Source organism: Paenibacillus sp. SRL342 (assembly GCF_984798905.1).
In genome coordinates, this window is record NZ_OZ481790.1 from 4,237,619 (window position 1) to 4,260,158 (window position 22,540).

At 43.5% G+C, this 22,540-nt stretch carries 14 protein-coding genes; 8 read left to right on the forward strand and 6 right to left on the reverse strand.

Annotated features, from left to right (window positions below; translation table 11 throughout):
- Positions 1-52 precede the first annotated feature (52 nt).
- The 3 genes from AC4E8D_RS18540 to AC4E8D_RS18550 are packed head-to-tail and all read right to left on the reverse strand — an operon-like array spanning position 53 to position 1,814.
- Positions 53-832 carry an NRDE family protein gene (locus tag AC4E8D_RS18540; RefSeq protein WP_221821716.1) on the reverse strand — a complete coding sequence of 260 codons (780 nt, stop codon included), beginning with the start codon at positions 830-832 and terminating at the stop codon, positions 53-55.
- Between the two features lie 45 nt (positions 833-877).
- On the reverse strand, positions 878-1,177 hold the full coding sequence (locus tag AC4E8D_RS18545) for a Dabb family protein (protein WP_221821719.1): 300 nt from the start codon (positions 1,175-1,177) through the stop codon (positions 878-880).
- A 55-nt stretch (positions 1,178-1,232) separates the two neighbouring features.
- Positions 1,233-1,814, reverse strand: a complete 582-nt coding sequence (locus tag AC4E8D_RS18550) for a TetR/AcrR family transcriptional regulator (RefSeq protein ID WP_221821720.1) — start codon at positions 1,812-1,814, stop codon at positions 1,233-1,235.
- 223 nt (positions 1,815-2,037) lie between these two features.
- Here AC4E8D_RS18550 and AC4E8D_RS18555 point away from each other — a divergent pair, with 223 nt between their 5' ends.
- From AC4E8D_RS18555 to AC4E8D_RS18565, 3 genes are all read left to right on the forward strand, one after another.
- Positions 2,038-3,153 carry an NADH:flavin oxidoreductase gene (locus AC4E8D_RS18555; RefSeq protein WP_237174832.1) on the forward strand — a complete coding sequence of 372 codons (1,116 nt, stop codon included), beginning with the start codon at positions 2,038-2,040 and terminating at the stop codon, positions 3,151-3,153.
- A gap of 225 nt (positions 3,154-3,378) precedes the next feature.
- Positions 3,379-4,230, forward strand: a complete 852-nt coding sequence (locus tag AC4E8D_RS18560; protein ID WP_221821722.1) for an AraC family ligand binding domain-containing protein — start codon at positions 3,379-3,381, stop codon at positions 4,228-4,230.
- The gene (locus tag AC4E8D_RS18565) at positions 4,227-5,165 is read left to right on the forward strand and encodes a DMT family transporter (protein ID WP_221821723.1); all 939 of its coding nucleotides are present in this window, start codon (positions 4,227-4,229) and stop codon (positions 5,163-5,165) included. Before AC4E8D_RS18560 ends, AC4E8D_RS18565 begins: the two co-directional genes overlap by 4 nt.
- Positions 5,166-5,235: 70 nt before the next feature.
- Here the strand turns inward: AC4E8D_RS18565 and AC4E8D_RS18570 are convergent, their stop codons facing one another.
- On the reverse strand, positions 5,236-5,937 hold the full coding sequence (locus AC4E8D_RS18570; RefSeq protein WP_221821724.1) for a pseudouridine synthase: 702 nt from the start codon (positions 5,935-5,937) through the stop codon (positions 5,236-5,238).
- A gap of 204 nt (positions 5,938-6,141) precedes the next feature.
- On the opposite strand from AC4E8D_RS18570, the gene AC4E8D_RS18575 reads away from it, so the two are divergent.
- From AC4E8D_RS18575 to AC4E8D_RS18595, 5 genes are all read left to right on the forward strand, one after another.
- Entirely contained in the window at positions 6,142-6,774 is a 633-nt protein-coding gene (locus AC4E8D_RS18575) for a DUF1963 domain-containing protein (protein WP_221821726.1), read from the forward strand.
- Positions 6,775-7,116: 342 nt separating this feature from the next.
- Positions 7,117-8,325 (forward strand): MFS transporter, encoded by a 1,209-nt coding sequence (locus AC4E8D_RS18580; RefSeq protein ID WP_221821727.1) that lies wholly within the window; start codon positions 7,117-7,119, stop codon positions 8,323-8,325.
- A 92-nt stretch (positions 8,326-8,417) separates the two neighbouring features.
- Positions 8,418-9,656 carry an aspartate aminotransferase family protein gene (locus AC4E8D_RS18585; protein WP_221821729.1) on the forward strand — a complete coding sequence of 413 codons (1,239 nt, stop codon included), beginning with the start codon at positions 8,418-8,420 and terminating at the stop codon, positions 9,654-9,656.
- A 236-nt stretch (positions 9,657-9,892) separates the two neighbouring features.
- Positions 9,893-10,942: a zinc-dependent alcohol dehydrogenase gene (locus AC4E8D_RS18590; protein WP_221821730.1), complete on the forward strand. Its 1,050-nt coding sequence runs from the start codon at positions 9,893-9,895 to the stop codon at positions 10,940-10,942.
- 70 nt (positions 10,943-11,012) lie between these two features.
- A complete protein-coding gene (locus AC4E8D_RS18595) occupies positions 11,013-11,750 on the forward strand; it encodes an HAD family hydrolase (RefSeq protein ID WP_449003958.1) in 738 nt (245 codons plus the stop codon).
- Between the two features lie 145 nt (positions 11,751-11,895).
- On the opposite strand, the gene AC4E8D_RS18600 is transcribed toward AC4E8D_RS18595, so the two are convergent.
- Positions 11,896-12,078, reverse strand: coding sequence for a YjfB family protein (locus tag AC4E8D_RS18600; RefSeq protein ID WP_017687882.1), 183 nt, complete (start codon positions 12,076-12,078; stop codon positions 11,896-11,898).
- A gap of 609 nt (positions 12,079-12,687) precedes the next feature.
- The gene (locus AC4E8D_RS18605) at positions 12,688-22,509 is read right to left on the reverse strand and encodes a non-ribosomal peptide synthetase (RefSeq protein ID WP_221820550.1); all 9,822 of its coding nucleotides are present in this window, start codon (positions 22,507-22,509) and stop codon (positions 12,688-12,690) included.
- Positions 22,510-22,540 lie beyond the last annotated feature (31 nt).

Sequence of the window (22,540 nt, forward strand, 5' to 3'; positions counted from 1 at the left end):
CATGCAAATTCATTTAAATGCATAATGTCTGAACATCACTTCTTTCATATTCTCAGCTTGTCGAGTTAAGAGGTTTGATGTTAAAACGTTGCTCCATTACCTCTCCGTTCTGGTGAACCCTCTCCGTAAAAAACACTTCTTCTCTGTTCATCAGAACAACGGATGAAGCTCTGGTCCCATAGTCGAATTTCTCACTTCTAACAAAGATGGGAGAAAGCAAACGTTCCCATTCCAATGGAACACCTGTATGGGGTAAAAGCTCATCCACTGAAGGGTCTGCCATTTGCAGCAAACCTAATATTTGTTCTGTCAGGGTTGCTTCGTCCTCCCCTTGGATGATTTTCTCCAGTCCTTCTTTCCCACGTTTCACCTTGGGCCAATCTGTATTAATCAAGTGATTACTAATCCCGTATATTCCAGGTTTCAACTTCATCACAACATTACCCACATTAGAATAATAATAGAGGTCGTCAGGATCACCCACTAACAAATTGTAGCCAGGATAATCATTGCGACTTCTCTCCGCGTGTTGTATATATTGCTCAGGTGTGGACGTTCCCTTTAAAAAATCAGCAACCAGATCTCCTCTTGAGCCCTTGGCATGTATATCTTCATTTGGATCACGATAATTCGTAACAGCAGCCAGACGCCCACCTTTGGTTACGCCCATCCAGGTTCCCATTTTCGACAAATCCCGGCCAGCCAATATATGAGGATGGTCTTCCCAATAGTGTGCTTGAGCCGTAGGTCTGTGATAGAATTCATCCCTATTTGACCCCAATATAAACGGATACTTTGGATGAATGTTATAAGCAAATAAAATTAAACACATGGGAATCTTCAACTCCTATATTCGTTAACCTCTAATTTCGCGCCTTTATATCGCATAATCAACTACAATGACATCTTCCACCCAACCATCGAGGGAAGCTACAAATGCCTGATGAGCAGGATGTGGACCATAGGCGCGCAATGCCCCCTGATCTTCAAATGTCACTCTCAATCCAATGGTATAACCTTGAATACGGTCCGTTTCTTCCGTTGCATTAATTCCTGCGGTCAGCCCGACAATCCCCGGTATTTGTTCCTGTAACGCGAGTAATTGATCCACCCATTCCTGCTGTTTGGCTAACGTGGTTTTATTGTTAAATTTAAAAACAACCAAATGTTCAAACATCTTGTTATTCCTCCCATGTCCATTCGAATAGTAAGGCAATTTCGTTAAATGAAGTTTAATTCAACAATTCCAATCCGCCCATCATATAGGGTACCACTCTGTTGGCTAATTCAGCCGGGGATTCCTGCCCGCCTTCAATATTCCATCGATATGTCATCCCATAGATCGACCAGCTTAGCATGGTTGCCGTAATTTTCAGTGTTTTGGGATCTACATCTCCCGCTACTTTGCTCATTAATTCAAGAAGGAATTGCTCCAGCTGTGTCTTGATGTTTTCTTCAATAATTGGCGCAACTGTCTCATATTTTTTGATGCAACCATTACTTGAGACGTGATAATCACATAATGAAAATATAAGCTGCTGTATGGTTTCGGCTGATAACCGGGCATCCGGTTCCACCCTTTTCGTTACATATTCCATAAAAGCATCCGATAACAAGGCTTCAAGCAATGCATATTTATCCTGAAAATGGGCGTAGAATGTAGCCCTGTTAATTGTGGCTTGTTCCGTAATGTTTTGAATCGTAATGCTGTTGAAATTTTTAAGATTCAATTGGTTTAAAAACGCATCAAGAATTAATTGACGCGTGCGGATTACACGCGGATCATTCGAGTTTGGAGACAATACACCAGACATGCCCCAATCCTCCTTTGTACACAAAATATTTGGTTAGACTCCTTCATTATAGATAAGTGTTATTTGTTCAACAAGTGAAAGTAAGTGCAAAGACACCATACAATAATCCATGTCTTTCGCTTAAGCAACAAAATGCTCCGATTGTTGGTTGAGCATGCCTATAGACCTTGTTAAGATTGCACTCGTACCCGCTTGAAGGTGCAACATAATGGAGGTGCTTAGTTTGAGTGATCAACAACATAACGTTATTTCTACGGAGTTTCTGTTCCAACCATACACCGTTTCAAAGTTAACCCTGTCCTCGCGCATCGTCATGTCCCCCATGGCTCGTGCCTTCTCCCCGGATGGTATCCCGGGCCCCGATGTAGCTGCATATTATCGTCGGCGTGCCGAGCATGGTGTTGGACTCATTATTACCGAAGGTGCGACCATTGAGCATCCATCTGCATCAAGTGAGCCTAGAATCCCTCATATGTATGGAGAAGCAGCTCTTCAAGGCTGGGCTGAAGTGGTCGAACATGTCCATGAAGCGGGCGGCAAGATTTTTCCGCAGATTTTACACATGGGAATCGTTCGTCCTTCAGGATCTAACCCACACCCGGAAGCTGCCTCACTGAGTCCATCGGGAGTTGATATGGAAGGTACTCAAGTAGGTGAGCCCATGACGGAGGCGGAGATCGCAACTGTGATTCAAGCTTATGCAGATGCAGCAGCCAATGCGCAAAGTATTGGTTTTGACGGAATTGAACTTCACGGTGCACATGGTTTTCTAATCGATCAGTTTTTCTGGAAAACAACGAATAGGAGAACGGACCGCTATGGTGGTGACCTTCAGAAACGAACTCAATTCGCGGTTGAACTTGTAATGGCAGTTCGGGCTGCGGTAGGTCCTGATTTCCCTATTGCGATGCGGATCTCCCAATGGAAGATGAATGATTATCAAGCCAGACTGTTCGACACACCCGAACAACTGGGACAATTCCTCAGCTTGTTGGTTGACGCAGGTGTAGATATCTTCCACTGCTCGACACGACGCTTCTGGGAGCCCGAGTTCGAAGGATCTAATCTTGGATTTGCAGGTTGGGTAAGAAAACTGAGTGGCCAAACCACAATTACCGTTGGTTCTGTGGGTATGCCAGATGAGTCTGAAGCAGGAGCAGATAAAGCAACACATCCAGGTATGGGCGAACTCATGAAGCGATATGAGCAACAGGAATTTGATCTGGTAGCTGTGGGACGTGCACTCCTTGGTGATCCGGCATGGGCTGCCAAAATACGCGAAGGACGTGTATCCGAGATACAGGCTTTTACACCTGAAGCACTCGCTACGTTACACTAAGAACAATTACTAATTGTTCAAGACATTTTTTCTCCCATATATATAGGCTTGAACTCATGAATCAACTATACTTAGCAAAGGGCTCGCTTTCCTTCCGGGATTGCGGGTATTTTGTTTTTAGAGATATCTGTCCGTTCAAACACTTCGAGCAATAGCAATATCGTTCAAGAAAATTCCTTCTTTGCAACCTATAATGATCTTAACTTACCAGAAAGAAGGTGCATCATGACACGGGAAGTCCGGACTGTAGTATTTGATACCGACTTACAGCTAGAAGCTTATCAATTTGAAGGCATTATGCAGAAGTTTCCCAATCATTTTCATGACTATTACGTCATTGGATTCATTGAACAAGGCAAGCGACACCTCGTCTGCAACAACGAAGAATACATTCTGAATAGCGGAGACATGATTGTTTTTAATCCACATGATCCTCATGCCTGCGAACAGGTGGATGGAAGAACCCTCGATTATCGCTGTATCAATGTCCAGCCTGAGGTTATGCGAGAGTATGCGAGAGAGATTACTGGACAAGCTTACTTGCCACGGTTTACATCCCCCGTTCTCTACCAAAGTGAACTTGTGGGTTCCCTGCACGAGCTGCATCAGATGATTCTAGAGGAGCAATCGGATTTCTGCAAAGAAGAATTGTTACTCTTACTACTGGATCAATTGCTGCGAGATTATTCGGATGCTGAACCGCCTGTTTCCACACAGGATGTTACCTTGGAGATCAGACGCATATGTGATTACATAGAATCTCATTACATGGAGATCATCTCGCTGAACGATTTAACCGATTTGACGGAGATGAGCAAATACCACCTGCTGCGTTTATTCACCCGCCAGAAAGGGATATCACCTTACCGTTATCTGGAGACGATTCGTATTAATCAAGCCAAACGTCTGCTGGAACAAGGTCTGCTTCCGATTGAAGTAGCCGCACAGACAGGATTCAGTGACCAGAGCCATTTCACGAATTTTTTCAAAAAACTGATCGGCCTGACACCCAAGCAATATAGACGTATCTTCAATCATGATTCGGAGTTGAAACGTACCACCACTAACATCGTATGACAAGTCATCTTGATCATCAAAACACTAGAGCCTCTACCAGACATTTACTCGCTTTGTTTACTATACTGATCTGGGGAACTACCTTTGTCTCTACGAAGGTTCTGTTGACTGATTTCACTCCTGTGGAAATTCTATTTTTCCGTTTCCTGATCGGATATTTGGTACTATTATTGATCTATCCACGTTCACTGCGGATCGCCTCATTCAGAGAAGAATGGTTATTTATCGGAGCAGGACTATGTGGGGTGACGTTATATTTTCTTATTGAAAATATAGCTCTGGTGTACACAACAGCTTCCAACGTGGGTGTTATTGTCTCCATTGCCCCGTTCTTCACTGCTGTACTCGCACACTTCTTCTTAGATGGCGAGAAGTTAACTCGCCGCTTCATTATCGGATTCGGGATTGCCTTGAGCGGCATCCTACTCATCGCACTGAACGGCAGTTTCATTCTGCAACTGAATCCGATAGGTGATCTGCTTGCTTTCATAGCACCTGCGGTATGGGCGATCTACTCTGTGCTAATGCGAAAAATTGGCGAGCTTCGTTATCACACCATTGGTGCGACCCGCAAGGTGTTCTTCTATGGCCTGATCTTCATGCTACCAGCTCTATTCTTGTTTGAATTCCATTGGGAACTCGGACGCTTCATGAACATGACCAATCTCTCCAATATTCTCTACCTCGGTCTGGGTGCCTCCGCGTTGTGTTTCGTGACCTGGAACCGGGCCATGAATCTTCTCGGAGCTATCCAAACGAGCATATATATCTATCTTGTGCCGGTCATTACTGTTGTGTCATCTGCACTGATTCTTCAAGAGCAGATAACCTGGGTGATTGTACTCGGTGCGTTCTTAACCCTATTTGGCTCTTACATTTCAGAACAAAAAGGACACAAGCTTAATAACAAAAACACTAATCCGCATAGGGGTTAGTGTTTGCTTCATTTTTCACTGATATAACTGGACATCGTGGTTGGCCACCGTTGACATGAGCAGAAGTCATTCATTTTATCTCATTTAATTGAGACAGCAGAATCCCTAGTTCCTCTTGCTCCAGATGACGCCATTGCCCCCGCTCCAGTTGATCCAGCGTAATATTCATAATTCGCACACGCTCCAGCTTGAGGACTCGGTACCCCAAGGCTTTGCACATTCTCCGGATTTGCAGGTTGAGACCCTGTGTCAGAATAATACGAAATACATTTTCACTTTGCCTATACACTTCGCAGGGCTTGGTCACTACGTCCAGAATTTCAACGCCTTCAGACATGGATTTTACAAATTCGTTGGTTACGGGTTTGTCTACTGTCACTACATATTCTTTATCATGATTATGCTCCGAACGCATCATCTTGTTCACAATGCCTCCGTCATTCGTAAGCAAAATCAACCCCTCAGATGCCTTATCCAGCCTGCCTATCGCAAATATGCGAGAAGGATAATTCATATATTGAATGATGTTCCCCTCCACATGTTCTGCTGCTGTGCAGACAATACCGATGGGTTTGTTCAAAGCAATATAGACAGGTTCGCTGTCATTACGAGGGATCTCCTTCCCATCAATGAGTACCACATCGCGAGTTTCAATTTCCGCCCCTTTTTCACATACCCTGCCATTGATCGTTATGCGCCCAGCTGCAATTAAACGGTTCGTTTCCCTGCGGGAGCAGAATCCCGTTTCACTTATGTATTTGTTAATTAGCATATGTCACCACTTCTCATCTATAGTATTGCCACTGGTTCTTAGAGTGCTGGTACGTTCATTCGCATCGTGCAATGAGTTAGTACCTTGTACTGATTTTCATTCCACATCATCTCATTTATACTGAAACGAAGCAATGAATGGTTATATAAAAACACATACACCGTTACATAGGAAAGCCCAAATACACTCTGGAAGGAGTTTCTCATGTACAAAGTTACTCGATTTACAGTTGACCCCGATGATCCCAACCAAGACTCTGGCATGTGGATTGGTGGAGACACTGCATACGTTTCCGACTGGCCACTCAACCCTGATGGTCAGCCTTTATTGCATCTGTTCTCCATCAATTGTAATACACTTTCACAGCAGGTCCATATCCCATCTTTACCACAAGATAAATATATCTCGGTCTTCTCGACCTACTCCGCCTCCGAATATTTTCTGGATCAGGTAATCTATACGGGAGATGAGCTGGAATGGAACGAGAATATTCTTGCCGGAAGCACTTATGTCTCGGTATCTTCGCATCCACTTACTTCCGTATGTCCCGTTCCACCCATTCCGTTAAGCGGCGTATGTTTGATTGAAACGGAGTTAGACGATGAGGCGTTCCCTGCATTTTCATTTTTCTCTCCCACTTTACCAAACGGTGTGAAAGGAATTGACCATTTGCTAGAGGAACATCAACTGGTGTGTCAAATATATTCCGGAGATTTTCCTGAGCCTTATCGGGATATATTGGGTCTTCCCGATGCAAATGGTTATTTATTTTTGCGAAAGGGTCCCGCGTCTGCTCACGCACCATTCGATGGAATTTTCTTTGTACAGACTGCTTAATAGCGATACGTGGAAGTCAGGTATCATCATATAAAACGGTTAATCAGAACGTTTCCCGTCTACTCAGACAGGGAACTTTTTTTATATATGCACGTTTTACTATTCTCGATCAATACAGATGCCAAACCCTGTTAAACGGTCATATGAATTGGATCATATTTATCCTTTCGACACGAAATCGTTTTAGATGAAACTTAGCACGAGAAATATTTCTCTTCATCAAAATTTAACATTATTTTACAACAAAAAGCATGTACATTTGTTCATTTATGGTATAAGTTATATATGAAATAAACATTAATTACATAATATAAAATTTTTATCCAACTAGGAGGCGGGCTTTTGAAAAGAATATTCGCTCTAAGCTGCGGTTTTTATCTGTTAATCGGCATAACCAGCGTTGTGCTCGGTGCACTTCTCCCTGTTTTATTGTCACATTATGAGCGCGGTTACAGTGATGGCGGATTTTTGTTATTTCTGCAGTTTCTTGGATTTCTTGTCGGTGTAATCGCAGCTCCTGCCCTGACAGCCCGTATCGGAAGAAAAGCGATGCTGACCCTTGCACTGATCTGTATTGTAACCGCCTATATATTACTCGGTTTTCTGCCATCCTGGTCTGTAGTTCTTCTTCTAACGATTATCGTAGGTTTCGGTTCAGGTATCATCGAACCCTCTGTAGGTGCTTTCACGATCGAATTCACTGAGAATCAGAAGGCGGTCGCCATGTCCAAGCTGGATGTCTTCTTTGCTCTTGGAGCACTTCTCATCCCGGCTGTTGCTGCTTTATTCATCTGGATGGAGCTGTGGCATCTTACTTTTTATACGGTCGCCGTGTTGTCACTGATTCTCATGTTGCTGTGGATCACAATGCCCCGGCCAGCCGCACTGTATCTGGAACAGGCTGGCGAGAATACAGTGGCACATGCAGCAGGTAAAGCCCAATATTCGAGAAAACATCTGGGTCTGCTGACAATCTTCGTCATCTTCTTTTTCATCTACATGGGATTGGAACTGGGATTGATGAACTTCCTGCCCTCCATTCTCGTAGAACGACTGCACCTTCAGGAATCTGTTGCATCGCTGAGTGTCTCCATCCTGTGGATTGCGATGATCATCGGTCGTCTTTTCTCCGGAAAAATAGCCGAATCCGTCAACTATATGCCTTTCCTGATCTGGAGTACGGTTGGCACGCTTTTGTTTACGGTCGCTATGGTATTTGTAACTGGACAGTGGGCAACGTATGTGCTCATCTTCGGAACCGGTCTGTTCATGTCAGGGCTGTTCTGTATCGCACTTGTCTATGCAAATGTTCTGATTCCCGGCATGACCGAGCGGACAACCAGTATCCTGATCGCATCGGGGGGGATTGGAGGTGCCATCTTGCAGTATGTGACTGGATGGAGTATGAGCACAGGTCCTGTCGTGAATACGATCTGGATTTTGGCCGGATTCTGTCTGATCTTGCTTGTTACTTTGATGGTCTCTCATCTATGGACTGTAAAAAACAATGCAGTACGTGCTGCTCTCGCACAACATAGCAAGGAAATATAAACATCGTTTCTTAAGGGAGGTGATGCCCGCATCATCCGGGATTTTTTGAGCTTCGTTCGAGCTAGTACACCATTACAATTGGAGGAAATCGTATGCAAACTTTAACCAACAACCGCTTCATAGCCGGAAAAGGGATTAAGTTGATTGACGATTCAGGTGTTGAATACCTGGACGGCGTGTCGGGAACATTCAATCTGTCACTGGGCTATAATCACCCACATGTAGTCAGCAAAATTCAGGAACAAGTCGGCAATCTGACGCATATGTCTTCCTCCTTCACTGAACCGTACGTAAATGAAGTACTTGATCACTTAATCGAATATGCTCCAAACGACATTAATGCCGGATGGATGCGGGATATCACTGGTTCAACTGCCAACGAATGTGCAACCAAAATTGCACAGAAGTATACCGAATCGACAGACATCATCAGCCTGTATCTATCCCATCATGGGCAGACCCAATTTGCCACCGGGATTTCAGGGAATGCCTTCCGGCGGAAACGCTTCCCCAATTCGGCTGTGGCTAACGCGGTCCATGTACCTGCCCCATACTGTTTTCGTTGCCCATTCAAATCCTCAAATGGAGACTGCGCCTATCAATGCGTTGAAGCTATATCTGATGCGATAGAATATGCAAGTTCCGGCTCAGTCGCCTGCATGATCATCGAGCCCATTCTCGGGAATGGCGGCAATATCATTCCTCCTGCCGGATATTTCAAACGTCTGCGTAAACTGTGTGATGAGTACAATATTATTCTTATTGCCGACGAAGTGCAGACAGGAATCGGTCGTACCGGAACCATGTTTGCCAGCGAACTGTTTGATATCCAGCCTGACATGATTACCCTTGCGAAAGGTCTTGGCGGGATCGGCGTACCTGTTGCTGCGGTATTAATGCAATCCCGGCTGAACGTGCTCGAAAAGCACGAACACTCCTTCACCTCAGGAAGCAATCTGATCTCCGTAACCGCTGCCAAATCCACATTGGAAGTGGTATCCGAACCCGGCTTCCTGGATGCGGTGAAACGCAAAGGTGAAATTTTGGGTGAATTGCTGCATGAATTGGCTATGAAATACCCAAGTATCGGTGAAGCTCGTGGTGTCGGGTTAATGTGGGGGCTCGAGATTGTAGGTGACGGTAATGAACCGGATACGCTCAAAACCAATGCCATTGTTGACCGTGCTTTTACAGATGAGCATCTAATCTTGAGAAGTTCAAGATATGGATTTGGCAACGTTGTTAAGGTCCGGCCTTCCCTTACCACAACCGAAGACGAACTGGTAGAGATCGTGGAGCGACTGGATTCGGTGCTTGCCACCGTTCATTAAAACATTTCAATGCAACTGTTCGAAGTGGTCGTTTCGGTTACGAATCGTTCTTATGATCGCTGTTATCCACGGATTTTCTTGATTTCCCTTTCCCAAGGGAAAAATCCGTTGATAAAGGCGCACGCTTCGCTTCTCCAGAATCGATTTCGTCCCCTTCACTACTTTCGTATCTTGAAAAAACTGTTTAAGATGAATCGCTATATTTATATTTTATATAATTATAAGGAGGTTATATCATGCTTGCATTGGTATACAAATCGGCTTGGGATGTGGCGCTTGAGGAACGGCCTGTCCCGGAAATTACAAGAGATAATCAGGTGTTGGTTCGTATTCGGGCGACAGGTGTATGTGGTACCGATCTCGGTATTGTCAGCGGCAAGTATCATGCAGTTCCTTCTGTCATTCTCGGTCATGAGTCTACCGGGGAAATCATTGATGTTGGCTCTGCGGTAACGACATTACAAGCGGGCGACCGTGTTGTGATCGATCCTACCTACTATTGCGGACAGTGTGACATGTGCAGAACAGGCAGACAAAATCATTGCACACACAAGTCTGTTACCGAGACAGGTGTGAGTGCTGACGGGACATTTACAGATTATTATGTGACCGAGGATCGTTTTTTGTACAAATTGAAGGACCATGTGAGCTATGAAGAAGCAACTTTGACGGAACCACTCAGCTGTATGCTGACGGGGATTAATCAGATTCATCTACTGCCGAATTTCAGAACAATCATCCTTGGTGCAGGCCCGATTGGCATTCTGTACAGCTACGCGCTCGCTTCCAAAGGGGTTACCGGCTGTCTGGTCGACATCTCCGAAGAACGCTTAGCTATTGCCGGTTCCATTGCACCAGACCGTTGGGAGGTTCATTCATCCTTCGAAAATGCCATAGAATCACTGTCACCCGCAACCCATCAGGTCGATATGATTGTAGATACAACTGGCGTTGTGGGCACACAAGTGCTATCCCAGCTCGCCAGCGGCGGTTACCTGATGCTGGTTGGTCTGAGAGATGGAAACACATCCTTCAATCCCAAGGAAGTTGTGGACCGCAGTCTAAAAATTATTGGTTCCATTGATTCTCTGGGAACATTTGCAACCGCACATTATATGATTGAACAAGGGATTATTCCGGCAAAAAAAATCATCACCCACTCCTTCCCGTTGGAGGATTACGAAGAAGCATTCCGCACACTTGGCTGCGATATTCAGGGACGCACACTTCAAGCCTCTTCACATGCCATTAAAGTTGTGCTGCAATCCAGCGGTTCCAGTTTCTAAAGTGGAACGTCAAGCATGAATGGACTACATTAGAGATATATGTATACACAATCCTGGAGGAGGAATACACATGGCAACGAACAAAGAATCTAACGGACTGGGAGCCCCCAATGATGACATCATTCAAGCGGTCATTTTTGACATGGATGGTGTACTGATTGACAGCGAACCGATTTATTTTGAGATTGAGCGCAGCTCTTTTGCCCATTTTGGCGCTGTGGTAACTGATGAAGAACATCATACCTATGTTGGAGTTACACTGGAATCCATGTGGCAGCAGGTATTGGACAAACATCAGCTGACAGCTACGCTGGAAGAAATATTTACTTATCATCAGCATAATGTGATGCAAACCATGCTTGCCCATCCGAATCTGACGGCGATGCCTTCCGTGGAACGCTGGTTAAGTTGGCTGCATGAGCAGCACATACCCATAGCTGTAGCTTCTTCCTCTCCACGTGCACTGATCGATCTGATCATGGACAAAACCGGACTTGGGCAATACTTTGAGGTGCGAATGACAGGTGAGGAAGTTACGAACGGCAAGCCGGCACCAGATATTTTCCTGACCACAGCTGAGATGATCGGTGCATCCCCTTCGAATTGTCTGGTGATCGAGGACTCGCGTAATGGTGTTCAGGCCGCCAAAAGTGCAGGCATGCGCTGTATCGGATATCGCAATCCGGGATCAGGCAACCAGGACTTGTCCAAAGCCGATCTTCAGATTTCCAGTTACGATGAGTTATGGACATTGAAGAATACACTGCCCTTTGAAGGCCGATTGCCAAGCTTGTCAAAGCTTCGCTGAGAAGATCGTAATAAAAAGATCGTAATTTCGGAATGAATATTCAGAAAAAAAACGACCCAAACGGCTTCAATTCATTCGAATTGGAGCTGTTTGGGTTTTGCTTGCTGCAATGGGTGTTACATGAGGACACATGCTGTAATTTCAACTAAACCGAAAGATCGAGACTTCCACCCAGATTGGGGTGAGGAGCAGGCACTGACTTCAACATTTCCGCCATCTGCTGGCCTTGCTGCTGTGCCATGTCTTTTGTAATCGACATCACTTGCAAGCTTGCCGACTGCACTACTGAAGCTTGGCTCATCGCCATTGATAATGCTGCAATATCCATGTTCTACACTCCTTTCACTTTCTGGTTACATAGATGTACTTATTATATATCGGTTAGAAGGGAGCAAATGTTAAAAGGTCGATCAAAATGAATAGGGGAATCCATTCCATTCAATCATAACCGCCCTCAGCTTGGGGTAGTTCTTTGTAGACTTCTGCCGTTTCCACGATCTGTTGAATGAACATCCGCAATTTCAATAGCTGATATGCAACGTTGGTGACATCACAATGTTGATCCGACCACGTAGAAAGCTTTTTTCTCCATCTACAGTAATTTTCCAGCTATCATCATTAACGGAGCATAAAAAAGGGATGCCTTAAGTCATTAGCATGACTGAGGACACCCCTTATTAAGGTTTATTTTAATCTAATGAACCTGCACACGTTATTCGCTCTGATTTGCACAGGTCTGTGGTGTAACGAATCACAGAGTCGTTATTTCGTCGATTGGGTCGTTTTTTAGGTTCTGACACCCTGATATGATGAAATAACGTTACTGAGGTTTGTTTAAGTTTGCCATTCACGTCGATCTACCTCTTAAGACGCGTAGATTCGTTAGCGCTTTGAGTGAGGAGGAAACTCACTTCTGGAGCGGCCCCTTACTTGTGCATTAATAACTGTTCGACGTACTCAACGCAAGTTCGTTTATTTTAACTTCCGGGTTACTTACCACCTGTTGAATCATGGAAATAAAGTGTTTTTGAATCTGTTCAACGGTAGATGGGTCATACACATTGGCATTGTACATCAATATGATCTTCATATTTTCATGGGGTTTGACGATCAAAGTAAAATCAAAACTATTGTGTTCTGTACCCCCAACATTCATAATCTCAAGCGGTGTTTCACCTTTCTGACCCAGACTCTCCATTCGGTTCTCTACCGGGAAGTTCTGATACACAACAACATGGTTAATCAGAGATTGTTTTTGCTTGGTCAGATTTTGAATATCATATAACGAATACGTATCATATGCATGTGACTCTACAGCTTGTGCCTGATTCCTTTTCATTAGAGATATAAATGACTCATCAGCCTGAGCCTGGATCCGAACAGGAATTGCATTAATAAATAACCCAATCATGCTTTCGATCCCAGGAATGACAGGTGGTCTGCCCGATACAACACTTCCGAATACAACATCGTTGCTTTCATTGTATTGCTGCAACAATACGCCCCAGACCGTCTGCACTAACGTATGGAGAGTAACATGCTGCTGTTCCGCAATCTGTTTCATTTGCTCGATTAGTACATCATCCAAATAACAGTTTAGCGTTCTGGAATCTTGTCTTTCATGCTTCGATTTGATTTTTTCTCCAGGCAATTTCGTTTGTCCTTCATAACCATCCAAGTAATGAGTCCAATAGGTTATTGCACCTTGATGATCTTGCTGTTCCAGCCATTCAATGAATTGACTATAAGGTGTTAATAGAGTCACTTGAGGCTTTCTATTCTCCCGAATCGCAAAATAATTCTCAAATATCTCTTTGCTTACCAGAGACATACACCAGCCGTCCATCAAAATATGGTGAAAACTCCATATGACGCGGTATTCCTCATGGTTTGTTCGTAAAACAGACATACGTATTAGCGAATCTCGTTGTAAGTCAAATCCTCTTGCCTTGTCCTGCTCGATATACTCGTCAACATACGTTTTACGTTGCAGCTCACTTGTGCCAGCTACAACTTCATAGTTAAATTCAAATTTCTTCTCTTGATACACAATTTGAAGAGGGATGTCCACGAAATCACTGTAAAAATTAGTTCTTAATATCGCATGCCTTTGCATTAATTGATCCAAACTTTGCGCAAAAGAGGTAACATCCAAATCTCCACGCATATCAAACATGATTTGTACAAAGTAAGCGCCAGAAATTGGATTCCGTTCACTTTCGTACAGCATTTCCTTCTGTAATGGTGTAAGTGGGTACACATTTTCGATTCGACCGATGTGCCCCGTTTGTTCCACGATTTGATCCAATTGATCAATGGTTAATGACTTGCATGAAATATCACTTGGCGTCAGCTCGGTTTGTTCCTTCGTTACACAATGTTCAACGACTCTATTAAGACCTTCCTTATAGAGACAAGCCAATTGCTCCATCGTTTCCCGGCGATATTGTTTTGAACTATAGTTGATGGACAGCGACAACCGCCCCTCTGTAACAATGCCATTGATATTCAGCACAAATGGTCTCTTGTTGTTTTCACTTACGGATGGCCCGCTGGAATAAGACGAGAATTTAATGCCATCTTGGCCCGAATCCTGATTCACCTGTCCCATATAGTTGAAACTAATTTCGGGATTTTTCTCTAACTTGAATTCTTCATCTCCATGTGACAAATACCTCGAAATCCCGTAACCAATGCCCTTGGTTGGGATCTGGCGCAGTCCTTCCTTGACGGTCTTAATCTTCCTTGATAAGTCAGCCCCGGACTCCATCGTAATCATAACGGGGTACATGCTCGTAAACCATCCCACTGTACGCGTAATGTCCAGCTCTGACAGGATGTCTTCTCTACCATGCCCTTCCAGATTTACGAGGATTTCTCCCATGCCTGTCCAATCATGAACAGCCATTCCCAATGCCGTTAGCAATATATCATTAATTTCCGTATGGTACGCATGATGTGTTTGCTTTAATAATTGCTCGGTTTCCGCTGCGGTCCAATGAATGGTGATCGTTTCACTATCTTTGCCAATCGTCTCATCACAATCCATATCTTTAGGCAGCGGGCTTAGCTGGGCCCGCTCCACACGACTCCAGTATGGATTCTCTTGCTTCATCGCCGAGCTGTCTACAAACGTCGACAATTGTTCTGCCCATTGTTTAAACGAGGTCGTTTTTTGAGGAAGCCGGATTTCTTCACCTCTTAAGAACTGGTCTTGCCCTGTCTGAATATCTTCATATAAAATACGCCATGAAACCCCGTCTACCAACAAGTGATGGATGGCAATAAGCAGGTGATCCCCTTCAGCACATTGGAACAACCCAAGTTTGATCAAAGGTCCGTGAGACAGATTCATACCACTCTGAATTTCTTTTGCTTTATTTTCAATGAACAATGCAGGATCTGCTTCTGTTTTGAGGTCAACGATTTCAAGGCTGTATAATCCATCTTCGTCTGCCCCTCGATTCCACGCTTCATATCCACCTTCAGGCGCTTGTCGATAAAGGATACGGAGAGCATCATGCTGTTTAACGATCTTATCCATGATGCTGTGAATAAAGCGGATATCAAACCCTTTTTCACGAAAGAACATCATTTCCTGATTGTAATGATGTGCGTCCACCATATTTTGATCAAAGAACCAGCGCTGAACAGGTGTCAGCATCACTTGTCCCGTAACTTCCCCTTGGTCAGAAATAGTGCTCACGGAAGTAACGTGTTCACTCAACTCCGCTACTGTAGGATAGGTGAAGAAATGCTTCATTTCCACTTTATACCCTGCTTGGAGCAGTCGTGAGGAAACTTGAATACATTTAATCGAATCGCCCCCGAGTTCAAAGAAATGATCTGATGTGCTAACCTTTTGCACACCAAGCACAGCTTCCCAGGCAGAGACGATCGCTTGTTCTACAGCGTTTTGCGGCGCCCTATACTCGGTCCCTTTTGGCATATGTTCTTGTGGAGATGGCAATGCCTTACGGTCAACCTTCCCATTGGAAGTTAATGGTATATGCTCTAATTGAACAAAATAAGATGGAATCATGTAATCTGGGATTTCATGAGATAACGCCATTCTGATTTTCTTCGCTGTCAGTGAGCTGTCGCCTTTCCAATACGCACACAACTGCTTCGAACCATCCTCATGCTCACGGGCAATAACGACGGCTTCCTGAATGGAGTCTATTTGCAAAAGCGCAGTTTCCACTTCGCCAAGCTCAATTCGGTAACCGCGAATTTTCACTTGATGATCGATTCGTCCCAGATACTCCATATTTCCATCCGGCAGCCATCTTGCGGCATCTCCTGTGCGATACATTTTCCCTTTTGTAATCCAGGGATGATCAACAAATTTCTCTGCAGTTAAATCAGGCCGGTTCAGATAACCTCTGGCAAGGCCCTCACCTGCTACAACTAATTCTCCCTGAACACCGATCGGTTGAATGCGTTGGTGTTTATCCAGAATATAGGTCTGCAACGTCGGGATTGGTTTTCCAATATTGCTCTTTCCAGCATGTATTTCAATGTCGGTTATTTCCTTATACGTTACATGAACCGTTGTTTCGGTTATCCCATACATATTAATTAACTGGGTAAATGGATATTTCAGCTTCCAATCCTTCAATAACACGGGATTGAGGGCTTCTCCGCCAAAAATCACTTTTCTTAATTTCAGATCTGCTGCATGACCTGCCAGTTCTTCCTGAAGAAGATGATAGAAATACGTTGGCGTTTGATTTAATATCGTCACTTGCTCGTTTTTTAACAATTGTAGAAATTGTTCCGGACTTTTTGCCGTCATTTGAGGTACGATAACCAGTTTTCCGCCATAGAGCAATGCTCCGTACATTTCCCATACCGAAAAATCAAAACAAAAAGAATGGAATAAGGTCCATGTATCTGATGCATTAAAATCAAACAAATTTTTACTGTTGAACAACAATCGCACCACATTTTTATGTTCAATACATGTCCCTTTTGGTTTACCTGTCGTTCCTGAGGTATAAATTACATATGCCAGGCCTTTTGGTGCAGCAGTAATTCCCAAATTGGAATGATCTTCATGATAGGACTCAGGTAGATCCAGGCAAACGACCACTCCTGCAAAAGAGATGCGTTCTTGCAAATGACTTTGCATTAATAATACATGTACACCCGAATCCTCAAGCATGTAGTTTATACGATCCTCCGGATATTCAGGATCAATCGGCACGTATGCGCCACCCGCTTTCAAAATCGCCAGGATTCCTACAACCATGTCTAGCGAACGATCAGCGATGATCCCGATTAACTGATCATTTTGAATGCCTGTAGCCTTCAACGTTCTTGCCAATTGGTTGGCTTTCTTGTTCAGCGCTTGATAGGTCACATGTTGATCCTCAAATACAACCGCAACGTGTTCAGGAGTCCTTGCCGCCTGTTCCTCAAACAGTCCATGAATCGTCTTGTTCATTGGATATTCAGCCATGGAATCATTAAACTGTTCCAAAATTTGTGTTTTCTCCTGTGTTGTCGTCAAGTCAATGTCATGGATAGGGATAAGCGGATTGTTGACCACTTGCTTCAACATCTGAATCAAGTGACCTTGAATGCGTTCTACGCTTGCCCGATCATAGACGTTAGCATTGTAATAGAACATACATTTCATGGATTGACCTGGTTTAATAATCAGGTTAAAGTCATAGTTCGTTTGTTCATCTGCTTCTACATTCGTAATCCGAAGAGCTGTCTCCTCCTGATCCCCAAACTGTTCCATAATGCCCTGTACAGGATAATTCTCGAATATCAGGATATGATCAATCAAATTTTGCTTTTGCGATGTTTCCGCTTGAATCTCGTATAACGGATACGTGTCATGTGGATGCGAAGCGACAGCATGTTCCTGATTCCGCTTCATAATCGCTGCAAATGTCTCATTACCTTGAGTCTGAATGCGTACAGGAATGGTATTGATGAATAAACCAATGATTCGCTCAACTCCAACAATCGCCGCAGGTCTGCCCGACACCACGCTTCCGAATACAACATCCTCACTGCCGTTATATATCTGTAGCAACATTCCCCAGGCTGTCTGCATGAACGTATTCAGCGTTACCTGATTCTGACTGGCCACATGTGCGATTTGTCCGGTTAATTCCTGACTAAGTGTACAAATCATATGCTCTGAATGATATTCATCACTCTTCGTAATTGAATGTTCTTTTGGCAAAGTGGTCTGCTCATCGTAACCTTGCAAATAGTCACGCCAGTATTTCAGGGACTCTTCATGATCTTGGTTGTCCAGCCATTCAATATAGTGTTTGTATGGAATCGTACTCTTTGCCTCCAGTTTTCGTTGTTCCTGAATAGCAAAGTATCCATCAAACAACTCCTGGATTACAAGCGACAGGCACCAGCCATCCATCAAAATATGATGATAATTCCAAATGAAACGATAGGTTTGGTCATGCGTTTGCAATATCGAAATACGCATTAACACATCCTGAGACAGGTCGAAACCTTTTATTTTATCTGCTCTTGTATATTCTGCCACGTATGCTTCACGATCTTTTTCATTCATCTCACGCAAATCTTCGTATATTAGCCCATTCCGTTTATGACGGTATACCACTTGCAGAGGTCCATTCTTCCATTTGCTATGAAAATTTGTTCTGAGAATCGAATTACGCTGCATCAACTGATCCAGACTTTTCGTAAAAGCTTCCACGTCTAACGAACCATGAAGATCCAGCGTGGTTTGAAGGAAATACGCTTCCGATTTTGAATGAAGCAAATGATGAAAGAACATTCCATTTTGCATCGGGGACAAAGTATATATATCTTCGATTTCACCAATGTGTTCCGATTCTTGAACAAATCCTTCTAATTCTTCAATGGTAATTCCTTTTAACGTTAGATCACTTGGTGTACATTCCGGCTTCTCTTTTGTCACACAATGCATCACGATTTCTTGCAGATGATCTCTAAAATATGTTACCACTCGCTCCATCGTTTCTTTTTGATATTGGGTGCGACTATACCGAAGGGACAACGTCAATTTGCCTTCCACAATTAAGGCATTCATATCGATAAGAACATTTCTTCTGTGATTGTCGCTTGCTGTTGCTCCGCCTGGATAGGGAGAGATCTGCATCCCGCTATTCTGAAGATCCTGATCAAATTGACCCAAATAGTTAAAGCTAATTTCAGGATTCAAGGTAAAGAGCCTTTCTTGCTGATGTGCACTTAAATATCGTAAAATTCCATAACCAATCCCTTTTTTAGGGATTTGACGAATCATTTCTTTGTTTGTTTTGATGAAAAGAGACATATTTGAACTTGCTTCCATATCAAGTACAACCGGATACTGGCTCGTAAACCATCCGATCGTTCGTGTAATATCGAGATCCGGTAAAATTTGTTCTCTTCCATGTCCCTCCAGATTGACCAGCACTTTATCCATGCCCGTCCATTGGTGAATAGACATGCCTAATGCATGGAGCAGCAAATCGCTAATCTCCGTTTTATACGCACGATTCGCTTGTTTTAATAATTGCTCCGTTTCTGCCGCTGACCATTCCATCGTGATTTCTTCACTGTCTTTTTCCAGTGCATGATCCGCTTCGAAATCTGTAGGTAACAGCTTATAGGTTGCTTTTTCAATTTCATTCCAATATGCAATTTCTTTCGTTATCGCATCACTGTTCGCATACAACTGAAGCTGTTCTGCCCATAATTGGAATGAAGCCGTTTTTTGCGGTAGTTGAATCGATTCTCCATCACTTAATTGTTCATATCCCCTTGATAGGTCTTCAATCAAAATTCGCCATGAAACCCCGTCGATGACGAGGTGATGAATAACGATTAATAGATGATCTCCATCTGCACATTGAAATATGCCCAGCTTCATCAAGGGTCCACGTTCCAAAGTGAACGTGCTTTGCATTTCATTTGCCTTCTTCTCGATTTCTTGAGACGGATCTGCTAATGACTTGAAGTCCATCACTTCAAGTGTATATAAGGATTCCCTTGCCAACCCTTCATTCCACGCTTCATAACCCTGTTCTGTAAGGCGATATACTGTACGAAGTGCATCATGATGCTCACTCAATTTATCGAATACACAGCGAAGTGTGACTTCATGAAAACCTTCTTTCCGATACAACATCACGGACTGATTATAATGTTGGGCGTCCACCTTGTATTTCTCAAAAAACCAATGCTGGATTGGAGTCAGCATTACTTTTCCAGTGATGATTCCCTGTTCTGACAGGGTACTTATGGGTTGAACATAGGGAATCAAGCTTGCTATGGTTGGATTTTTAAACAGATGATCCATCTGTACCTGGTAACCTGCTTGATATAATCTTGAAGAGACTTGAATGGATTTAATCGAATCTCCTCCAAGCTCGAAGAAATTATCCAAAACCCCAATGTTCTCTACCCCAAGTACCTCTTCCCAGATCGATACAAGTTGTTGTTCCACCATCGTTCGGGGTGCTTCGTACTCCATGCCCTTCAACATATGTTCTTTGGGAGCAGGCAAAGCTTTGCGATCGATTTTCCCGTTAGACGTGAGTGGCATCTGATCCAGCTGTACAAAATAGGACGGAATCATGTAGTTTGGCAGCTGCTGGGACAGCACCTCCCGCAGTTCCCCGATCGTGATTGCATCCTCTCCTACCAGGTACGCACATAATTGTTTGGTTCCCGTTTCATCTTCTCTGGTTATGACGATGGCCTCTTTTATCTGGGTACTATTTAGAAGAGCCGTCTCCACTTCACCAAGTTCAATCCGGTGTCCACGAATTTTCTCTTGATGATCTACCCTTCCTATATACTCTATGTTCCCATCGGGCAGCCATCTTGCGAAGTCACCTGTCTTGTACATTTTTGCTCCCGAAACAAATGGATCATCCACGAATTTCTCCGCAGTCAGATCTGGACGGTTCAAGTAACCTCTGGATAGCCCTGCTCCGGCTACACATAATTCTCCCTGCACTCCAATAGGCTGCAATTCATTCCGTTCTCCTAAAATGTAGACTCTATTGTTCGCAATAGGCTTCCCGATTGAGATATTTTGATCTGCCGACTTGATCGACAGAACTGTGGATACAACACTATTTTCGGTTGGACCGTATTCATTACACACTTCGATGCGTGGATTGATGCGCTGCAATTTGTGTATTAAGGCAGGAACAATCTTCTCTCCCGCAGCCACCACATTTTTCATGGTTGCCCAATCTTCCGCGCTTACTTGTTCCAATAGGGTCATCAAGAAACTGGGTGGACTTTGGATGTGCGTGATTTGCTGTTTTTTGACCATTGTATTGATGGCTATAGCATCTTTACACTGTTGCTGGTTTAACAAATACACTGTCGAGCCAGATATCATCGGACCAAAGAAATGGGTAATAAACGAATCAAAAACGAATGGATTCAGCATTAATACCCGATCATCTCCGGTAAAATGATAAAAATCCGATTTCCATTGCAGGGAGTTCACAATGCTGGCATGTTCAATCATTACGCCTTTGGGATGACCTGTTGTTCCAGACGTGTAGATCATGTATGCCAAATCACTGGAGATCGCTCCATCTACCCAATTTAAATGATCATCATAGTGATTTATTTCAGAATCCAGAATGACACATGTCCCTGCATAATGTTCAGGTTCCTGTATATGACTTTGATGCAGCAACCAAGCCACTTTTGAATCCTCAAGGATGTAATGAATACGATCTGCCGGATATTCCGGATCGATTGGGACATATGCTCCGCCTGCTTTTAGAATACCGAATAAACCTATGATCATCTCAAGTGAGCGCTCTGCCATAATGCCAACGAACTGACCCGCCTGCACCCCCTTAGCTTGAAGCAATCGGGCCAATTGGTTGGATTTTTGATTTAACTCTCTGTACGTTAACTGTCTATTCTCAAATACGACTGCCGGATGGTCCGGTGTTCGTTCCACCTGTTCTTCAAATAATTGATGCATCGTCTTGTTCTGTGGATACCCCACGCTTGTATCGTTAAAGTCATATAACAGCTTGTTTCGATGAAACTCTGATAACATATCAACTTGACTTAACTCCAAATCAGGTTGGTTCAGCACAACGGATAACAATTGGTCAAGATGCTCTACAATTTGAACCATATAATCGCGATCATAACGATCATCATCATAAACTAATCTTAACTGAATGGAGTCGTTCTCCAGATCAAAGTGGAACATCGTCGCCGCTTTTACGTTATTTTCATCAAGAGCAGGATGAATTTCATTCAACGAAACCAAGGTATGAATCAGAGGTACATGGTTCGAATCATACTGAACATTTAAACGTTCAACCATTTTTCTGAAAGGGATTCGTTGATGCTGAATGGCTTCGGTTAAACAGGTCTTCACTTGATTAAATAAGGATTTGAATGACATCACATGATTGATATTATTTTTTAAGACAAGAACCTTATTCGAGAGTGATAGATCATTATTCTTTTCTTCCATCGTTGGTATGCCAATAATCATCTTGGTTTCATTCGTGTATTTATATAACAGACACTGAACTCCCGTTAATAAGATCGTATATATCGCCATAGGAGCATTTCGTGACATGGACTTGATTTTATATGAAACATCGGCTGACAAAGACTTATATATATCATTCTGGTGCTGCGTATCGTCTGGGTGTTTGGAGGTTGTCTTGCAATAAGGCAAATGAACAAGATGGTCATCATCTTCAAATCGGCTTGCCCAATACGATTCCTGTTTCTTAAAAATAGACATACGGCACCCCGATCACTTTATATTTTTAGGT

What these genes read in the sequence shown, in the direction of transcription:
- AC4E8D_RS18540 (WP_221821716.1), bottom strand. Translation starts at nt 832, where the DNA reads ATGTGTTTAATTTTATTTGCTTATAACATTCATCCAAAGTATCCGTTT.
- AC4E8D_RS18545 (WP_221821719.1), bottom strand. Translation starts at nt 1,177, where the DNA reads ATGTTTGAACATTTGGTTGTTTTTAAATTTAACAATAAAACCACGTTA.
- AC4E8D_RS18550 (WP_221821720.1), bottom strand. Translation starts at nt 1,814, where the DNA reads ATGTCTGGTGTATTGTCTCCAAACTCGAATGATCCGCGTGTAATCCGC.
- AC4E8D_RS18560 (WP_221821722.1), top strand. Translation starts at nt 3,379, where the DNA reads ATGACACGGGAAGTCCGGACTGTAGTATTTGATACCGACTTACAGCTA.
- AC4E8D_RS18565 (WP_221821723.1), top strand. Translation starts at nt 4,227, where the DNA reads ATGACAAGTCATCTTGATCATCAAAACACTAGAGCCTCTACCAGACAT.
- AC4E8D_RS18570 (WP_221821724.1), bottom strand. Translation starts at nt 5,937, where the DNA reads ATGCTAATTAACAAATACATAAGTGAAACGGGATTCTGCTCCCGCAGG.
- AC4E8D_RS18575 (WP_221821726.1), top strand. Translation starts at nt 6,142, where the DNA reads ATGTACAAAGTTACTCGATTTACAGTTGACCCCGATGATCCCAACCAA.
- AC4E8D_RS18585 (WP_221821729.1), top strand. Translation starts at nt 8,418, where the DNA reads ATGCAAACTTTAACCAACAACCGCTTCATAGCCGGAAAAGGGATTAAG.
- AC4E8D_RS18590 (WP_221821730.1), top strand. Translation starts at nt 9,893, where the DNA reads ATGCTTGCATTGGTATACAAATCGGCTTGGGATGTGGCGCTTGAGGAA.
- AC4E8D_RS18595 (WP_449003958.1), top strand. Translation starts at nt 11,013, where the DNA reads ATGGCAACGAACAAAGAATCTAACGGACTGGGAGCCCCCAATGATGAC.
- AC4E8D_RS18600 (WP_017687882.1), bottom strand. Translation starts at nt 12,078, where the DNA reads ATGGATATTGCAGCATTATCAATGGCGATGAGCCAAGCTTCAGTAGTG.
- AC4E8D_RS18605 (WP_221820550.1), bottom strand. Translation starts at nt 22,509, where the DNA reads ATGTCTATTTTTAAGAAACAGGAATCGTATTGGGCAAGCCGATTTGAA.